The sequence below is a fragment of the Micromonospora arborensis genome, from assembly GCF_003205615.1.
GTDB classification, from domain to species: Bacteria; Actinomycetota; Actinomycetes; order Mycobacteriales; family Micromonosporaceae; genus Micromonospora; species Micromonospora arborensis.
Genome location: NZ_PYBV01000071.1, coordinates 1 through 861, shown reverse-complemented (window position 1 = coordinate 861; position 861 = coordinate 1). Strand labels below are relative to the sequence as shown.

Here is an 861-nt window from a genome sequence, read left to right as displayed (position 1 = left end):
AAGGAGACCCGGTGAACGTGCACCCGTTCATCGAGGCGGAGCAAGCCGGCAAGCACAACGTCAAGCGTGCGTGTGAGCTGCTCGAGGTCTCCAGGTCCGCCTACTACCAGCGCACATCCGGTATCCAGTCCCTTCGCGGGCGCGTTGATGCCCAACTCACCGAGAAGATCATCCAGGTCCATGCGGTGTCGAAGGGCACCTACGGGGCACCACGCATCCACGCCGACCTCGCTGACGCCGGCATGCGGCACGGCCGTAAACGCGTCGCCCGGCTGATGCGCGCCGCTGAACTGGCCGGCAAAAGCCCTCGCCGGTGGCAGACCACAACGACCCCGGACCCGAACGCCAGCAAACGCCCTGACCTGGTCGAGCGGGACTTCACCACCGATCCGGCCGCCCTCGATTCCCGCTGGTGCGGGGACATCACCTACATCAACACCTGGCAGGGCTGGCTCTACCTGGCCACCGTCATCGACCTGGCCTCACGCCGCATCGTCGGCTGGGCCATCGCCGACCACCTCAAAACCGACCTGATCGACGCCGCCCTCACCGACGCCCTCGTGCGACGCCGACCCCAGTCCGGGCTGGTCTTCCACTCCGACCGCGGCTGCCAATACACCAGCGCCCAACACGCCCGCCTCGCACAACGCCACGGCATCCGCCTGTCCGTCGGACGCCGCGGGCAGTGCTGGGACAACGCGGTCGCCGAATCGTTCTTCTCCACCATCAAGACAGAACTGCTGCACCGCCAGCCATGGCCCACCCATCAAGCTGCCCGCCAGGCCATATTCGAGTACATCGAAGGGTGGTACAACACCCGCCGCCGACACTCGACCCTCGGCTACCTCAGCCCCGCCGCCT

General features: G+C 67.0%; 1 protein-coding gene. It reads left to right on the top strand.

Annotation, left to right across the window (positions count from 1 at the left end):
* Positions 1 to 11: 11 nt before the first annotated feature.
* On the top strand, positions 12 to 861 hold an 850-nt coding region (locus C7C45_RS32620), incomplete at its 3' end, for an IS3 family transposase (RefSeq protein ID WP_110568732.1).